The following is a 4,608-nucleotide window of genomic DNA, read 5'->3' as shown; positions in this document are numbered from 1 at the left end:
GTAGTGGGTGGCTGCGGGCACAAAAAAAGCAGCTCCGGCGGAGCTGCTTGAACGGTGTCACTGCATTTGACCAAGTGCAATTGCGATGGAGGAAATGGAGCGGACGACGAGATTCGAACTCGCGACATCCACCTTGGCAAGGTGGTGCTCTACCAGCTGAGCTACGTCCGCACATGATGGTCATCCGGCCGGGGCCGGACGTTCATCAACAAGCAAGTTGCCTTGCCTTGGTGGGCGATACTGGGATCGAACCAGTGACCTCTTCCGTGTCAGGGAAGCGCGCTACCGCTGCGCCAATCGCCCGGATCGGCATAAGCCGCCCGGCCCGTTTCCGGGACCTTAAAATACGAGAGCGGACGACGAGATTCGAACTCGCGACATCCACCTTGGCAAGGTGGTGCTCTACCAGCTGAGCTACGTCCGCACATGATGGTCATCCGGCCGGGGCCGGACGTTCATCAACAAGCAAGTTACCTTGCCTTGGTGGGCGATACTGGGATCGAACCAGTGACCTCTTCCGTGTCAGGGAAGCGCGCTACCGCTGCGCCAATCGCCCAAATGCAATCCGGCCTGGACCGGAAACCAAGGTTTTCACCGAGGTGGGTACGGGATTCGAACCCGTGTATACGGCTTTGCAGGCCGCTGCCTCGCCTCTCGGCCAACCCACCGTGTAAGCACGATTCCTGGGGCTCCAAGAAGTCAATGCCGTGACAGTGTCCTGCGAGCGGACGACGAGATTCGAACTCGCGACATCCACCTTGGCAAGGTGGTGCTCTACCAGCTGAGCTACGTCCGCATAGTCTTCTTCGGCGGCCTGCCCGCAGGGGGCATTCCGTCGCTTTCCGACGAGTAAAAACTCTATAGGAGGTTCCGGGAAACTCCAAATCGATCTGCCGGAATCGTGAGCAATGGGCGTAAGTTCCTTGAATTGGCGCGGAATTTGCGAGTTACACGCTTGTGATTCGTGGGCATTTTCCTGGTTGTTGCCTAGCCGGCCGGCCCGATACTTTCCGGATTTTTGAATTCCGGCCGGGGTCGGTTAGTCTTCTTGTGCACGGGCGATTGGCGCAGTGGTAGCGCGCTTCGTTCACACCGAAGAGGTCACTGGTTCGAACCCAGTATCGCCCACCAAGAAGGGGTCCTGTGCGAAACATGGTTCATGTTTCGCACAGGACCTCTTGTCGTTGCTCGTGGATCCGTCGCCCAATCACGCAAGGGGTGACGCCCGGACCACCCGGTTCCTTCCGAGTGACTTTGCTTCGTAGAGGGCCGCATCGGCGGCCGCAATCATCGCGGTGAGGTCGACGGCGTCGAACTCAGTTGACGTGACCCCGTAACTCACCGTTGGGACGTGGATGTCGTCGAGGCTCTTGGCTGCCGCCAAAGAGCGATTGATGTCGGCCGCGATGCTTTCAGCCCTTTCCTGGCTGGCTCCCGGCAAAAGCAGGATGAACTCTTCGCCCCCGTAGCGTCCGACCAGGTCCGTGGATCGTACCGACTCGGTGCACGCAGCCGCGAACGCCTGCAGTGCGGTGTCCCCGGCGGCATGACCGTACTCGTCATTGATCGCCTTGAAGTGGTCCAGATCGGCCAGGATCAATGAGGCGACCGAGTTTGTGGTGTGCAGGCGCTCGAGCTCCTTGATGGCCAACTCCATGAACGTGCCACGGTTGAGGAGCCCGGTCAGGTTGTCGCGGGCAGCGCGTTCGCTGAGCCGGTTGATCAACTGATCGTTGCTGAGGGCGGTCATGCTGAACGAGACGGCAACCAGGAGTATCAGCGTGACCAGGCTGGCCATGGAGGGGCCAAAATACAGGCGGAAGTTCGGTCCGCTTGGACCTTCGACGAGATACACGGACAGGCGGCAGAAATAGTAGGCCGCCAGGAATCCCGCGGCCAAGGCCATCGACTTATGCACATGGGAGTAGCTGGAATCAAGTAGCCACAGATCGCGGGACGCCAACGCGATTCCCACAGTCATGAATCCCAGATAGACCAGGCCCCCGGACCACGTGTTGTGACCGGGGCTTTCCAAAACGGAGGCGATGGCCGTGACGCCACAGGCCGCGGCAAATTGCCACCGAGCGGCGGTAACATCCTGAGGGACCGGGCGCCGGTCCACACACTGAACGCTCCGCCCACCAGGAGGACGTTTCCCGAGGGATTCGCCCAGACTTGATACGGCGTCCCGTTGAGAAGGAACGCAAGGTTGCCTGCGAGGAAGAAGAGGAGTGCGATGCACCACCACCCGTTGTAGGACGACCGCGTGCGCCTGAAGGATGCGTAGAACAAGAGGAGCAGGGTCAGGGCGACCACGCCTAGGGCGACTCGCAGTGTTGTTATATCGAGGACCAAGATGCGCTCCAGTAGCCGAGGACGTGACCAATTATGGCACCGTGAGTCAAGGAACCTTGCGCGCCATGCGTGGGGCCTTGTGAATTACGGGATAAGGGAAGTCCCGTCGACGGCCACCAAGGCTCCGCGTTTTCTTGTCGGCGGTGTGTGAAAGAGTTTTCTTATGACAGATCCACTGCTTGCCCATGCCACCGAATACGGCCGGATGTATGCCCGGTCCACGTCCGAGACTTTCTCGGTCCCTTCCATCACCACGGTGATCGGCCAGCAGGCCCATTCCCTGGACGGCTGGTTCGGCTACATGGGCGCCAGCAGCTTGGCGAAGGACCCGGAACTCCCGCAACATCTTTCCAGTCCTGCCAAGATGCGGCAGGCCGTCAACAAGGCAGCCAAGGCCGCGGAGGTGTACCGGGACGACGCCGCGCGCCGCGGCGACCGCGTGCACAACTACTGCGAGCAAGTGGCCCTCCGCACCCTCGGACGCGCGCACCGCGTCAAGGAAACGCGTGAAGAGCTCGCTTCGAACGGCGAGGATGCCTTCGCGGCCCGCTTCGATGAATGGTGGGAGTTGTACCGGGTGGAGCCCATCGCTCCCGAGATTACTGTCTGGAACTCAAGCGTTGGTTACGCCGGAACCTTGGACCTCGTCGCCAAAATCAACGGCAGGGTCTGCCTGATCGACTACAAAACCAAGGGCACAACCCGTGACGGAACAGTGAAACCGCTCGACGACAAGGTAGTGATGCAACTGGTTGCGGGCATGAAGGCCGAGGAAAGCCTCGTGGATCCGGTGGCCGGGGAGTGGGAACCGTGGAAATACGGTGAGAACCCGGTCCTGCTTGCGGTGGCTATCGGCGAGACCGAAGTGCGTCCCCAGCGGGCCAATCCGGACGTACTCAAGCACCACTGGTGGAAGTTCTGCGCCTTGAAGCGGGTGTGGGAGATGTCTGCCGATGTGGCCGCAGCGGGAACGGCGCTGCTCCCGGTAGCTCCGCCGTCGTACCCTGCCGCTGCAGCGCCCGCAGGCTCAACTAAACTGGCCTAGGCCCCTTTTGCCGGGACCGAAGCTTCGCCGATCGTGAGGAAAGACAGCACATGGCCATTTTGAGTATCCGTATCATCGGCGACCCCGTGCTCCGCACGGTTGCTGATCCAGTCACGGAATTCGGGCCTGAGCTCGCCAAACTGGTGGCGGACATGACCGAGACCATGGAGGACGTGGACGGTGCAGGGCTCGCCGCACCGCAGATCGGTGTCAGCCAGAGGGTCTTCACCTACCGGATCGGCGGGGTGGAAGGCCACATCATCAACCCCGTGCTTGAGAACAGCGATGACTTCCAGCCCGACGAGGTAGAGGGCTGCCTCTCCATTCCCGGACTCGCGTTCCCGGTTCGTCGCCGCAGGACCACCCGTGCAACCGGTGTGGACATCAACGGCAACACCGTGTCCGTGGAGGCGGAGGGCATGCTCGCGCGCTGCTTCCAGCACGAGACCGACCACCTGGATGGGATCCTGTTCACGGACCGCCTGGAGGGTGAGGACCGGAAAACCGCTCTCCGCGCCATCCGCGCGGCGAACTACCACTCCGTGACTGAACGGACCACGGCCAAGAGGGCCAACACCGTGGGCTCGAGCTTCGGCAGCTTCGGGGCCGCCGAATGAGGGTGCTCTTCGCCGGCACCCCGGCTGTCGCCGTCCCTTCCCTTGAAGCCCTGATCGAGGCCGGATTCGAGATCGTCGCCGTGCTGACCAGGCCGGATGCCCCGACCGGCCGCAAGCGGATCCTGACGCCGTCTCCCGTGGCGGCACGTGCGGCTGAACTCGGCATCGACATCATCCACGCCTCGAAAGTGGACGCCGGGACCACCGAGCGGATCGCTTCGTATGAGCCGGACGTCGCCGCGATCGTCGCCTACGGGGGCCTCGTCCCCCAAGCCGCGCTCGGAGTACCGCGCCACGGCTGGATCAACCTCCACTTCTCCCTCCTCCCTGCCTGGCGCGGCGCGGCGCCGGTCCAACGCTCAGTCATCGCCGGTGACGACATCACCGGAGCCGCCACGTTCCTCCTGGAAGAAGGACTCGACACCGGACCGGTCTTCGGGACGTTGACGGAAACCGTGCGCCCCGAAGACACGGCCGGCGACTTGCTGGAGCGGCTCTCGCGCAGCGGGGCGGTCCTGCTCAGCCAGACATTGTCCGCCGTCGAGTCCGGCAAAGCGGCGCCCCAGCCCAGCAAGGCGATGTCTCGCTGGC

The 4,608-nt window shown here is 62.5% G+C and carries 4 protein-coding genes and 7 tRNA genes; 4 read left to right on the top strand and 7 right to left on the bottom strand.

Features of this window, described 5'->3' with window-relative positions; genetic code table 11:
* Positions 1–95: 95 nt before the first annotated feature.
* The 6 genes from AHiyo1_RS14895 to AHiyo1_RS14870 form a co-directional block, all read right to left on the bottom strand.
* Positions 96–171 (bottom strand) — tRNA-Gly (locus tag AHiyo1_RS14895).
* Between the two features lie 57 nt (positions 172–228).
* Positions 229–303, bottom strand: a tRNA-Val gene (locus AHiyo1_RS14890).
* Between the two features lie 48 nt (positions 304–351).
* Positions 352–424: transfer RNA gene (locus AHiyo1_RS14885), tRNA-Gly, on the bottom strand.
* A gap of 57 nt (positions 425–481) precedes the next feature.
* Positions 482–556, bottom strand: a tRNA-Val gene (locus AHiyo1_RS14880).
* A gap of 41 nt (positions 557–597) precedes the next feature.
* Positions 598–668 (bottom strand) — tRNA-Cys (locus AHiyo1_RS14875).
* A gap of 55 nt (positions 669–723) precedes the next feature.
* A tRNA-Gly gene (locus tag AHiyo1_RS14870) sits at positions 724–796 on the bottom strand.
* Positions 797–1,056: 260 nt separating this feature from the next.
* On the opposite strand from AHiyo1_RS14870, the gene AHiyo1_RS14865 reads away from it, so the two are divergent.
* Positions 1,057–1,131 (top strand) — tRNA-Val (locus AHiyo1_RS14865).
* Positions 1,132–1,207: 76 nt separating this feature from the next.
* Here AHiyo1_RS14865 and AHiyo1_RS14860 read toward each other — a convergent pair.
* Complete coding sequence (locus AHiyo1_RS14860; RefSeq protein WP_340639329.1) at positions 1,208–1,981, bottom strand: GGDEF domain-containing protein; 774 nt, start codon at positions 1,979–1,981, stop codon at positions 1,208–1,210.
* Positions 1,982–2,518: 537 nt separating this feature from the next.
* Here AHiyo1_RS14860 and AHiyo1_RS14855 point away from each other — a divergent pair.
* From AHiyo1_RS14855 to AHiyo1_RS14845, 3 genes are all read left to right on the top strand, one after another.
* Positions 2,519–3,400 (top strand): cytochrome, encoded by an 882-nt coding sequence (locus AHiyo1_RS14855; RefSeq protein ID WP_059389088.1) that lies wholly within the window; start codon positions 2,519–2,521, stop codon positions 3,398–3,400.
* Positions 3,401–3,450: 50 nt separating this feature from the next.
* Positions 3,451–4,017: a peptide deformylase gene (def, locus tag AHiyo1_RS14850; RefSeq protein WP_059389087.1), complete on the top strand. Its 567-nt coding sequence runs from the start codon at positions 3,451–3,453 to the stop codon at positions 4,015–4,017.
* Positions 4,014–4,608, top strand: a 595-nt coding sequence (locus AHiyo1_RS14845) for a methionyl-tRNA formyltransferase (protein ID WP_445286223.1), incomplete at its 3' end; no start/stop codon positions are given. The genes def and AHiyo1_RS14845, both read left to right, overlap by 4 nt.

The sequence above is a fragment of the Arthrobacter sp. Hiyo1 genome (assembly GCF_001263615.2).
In the GTDB taxonomy this organism is placed as follows: Bacteria; Actinomycetota; Actinomycetes; order Actinomycetales; family Micrococcaceae; genus Arthrobacter.
Note: the sequence above shows the minus strand (reverse complement) of the source record. Positions and strands in the feature narration are given on the sequence as shown.